The 945-nt window shown below is 58.5% G+C and carries 2 tRNA genes; both read right to left on the bottom strand.

Features of this window, described 5'->3' with window-relative positions:
- Positions 1–550: 550 nt before the first annotated feature.
- Positions 551–626 (bottom strand) — tRNA-Ala (locus LQ954_RS16030).
- A 91-nt stretch (positions 627–717) separates the two neighbouring features.
- Positions 718–794: transfer RNA gene (locus tag LQ954_RS16035), tRNA-Ile, on the bottom strand.
- Between the last annotated feature and the right edge of the window lie 151 nt (positions 795–945).

Here is a 945-nt window from a genome sequence, read left to right on the forward strand (position 1 = left end):
CTGTACATGCCAAGGCATCCACGAATTGCCCTTACCTCACGCTTGAGAGTCCACACCACCAACGACAACACTGGATCGCCTCCCGAAAGAGGGCGACACGAAACTCGGCAGAGCAGTGTAGCGTGGTTCTGATCTGGCCTTCCGTTGATACACACGAGGCATATCGCTGAGCGGCTCAGCTGATGTGGATGATTAAATCTCAGCCAGATTATTTGTAGAGATATAGTCTTGGACGTCTCGAACCGACCTAGCCAGCTCGCTCACATGCCGAAGCATGGTCACGAACCGCTTTCGCGATCCTCGTCGTTCCAAACCCATACCGCCACGGCATCGATTTTAAGAACCCATTCACAATGTCAAAGAAGGCCGTCGCGGCCTTAACCTCATGGTCGCCCATGAGGATCTCGTGTCTTCATCTTCTGGAATATCGTCAGAAATAGCGTGCCACGCCGCGGCAAAGCCGCGCCGTCAGACCTCGCTGATGCGAGGCTGGCCGTGCTTGCTGGCGTGCGCTGCAAGCTTTCGCTTGCGCGTCTCGTCAGCTGCGCAGTGGTGGAGCCTATCGGGATCGAACCGATGACCTGATGCTTGCAAAGCAACCGCTCTCCCAGCTGAGCTAAGGCCCCGTATCGCACCCGCTACGCCGTCAGTCGCAGCGAAGCTGCGCCTTATGGCGCGCTTCGCAGCGCTGGCCGTGCTCGGCTACGCCTGCGCAGATGGTGGGCCGAGTAGGAGTTGAACCTACGACCTCACGCTTATCAGGCGTGCGCTCTAACCACCTGAGCTACCGGCCCATCTGCACTGCCTAGCCGGCCATGAAGGCCGCAGGCGGCGTGAGCCAGCTCAGGCTGCATCCCCACGGGTGGGGATGTTCCAGATGATGAAGGGACATGAGGACGGCGGCAATGTTCTTTGGAATGGAGGAAGCTCTTCCACGGTCAGAAG

The sequence above is a fragment of the Sphingomonas sp. IC-11 genome (genome assembly GCF_021043365.1).
Lineage (GTDB): Bacteria > Pseudomonadota > Alphaproteobacteria > Sphingomonadales > Sphingomonadaceae > Sphingomonas.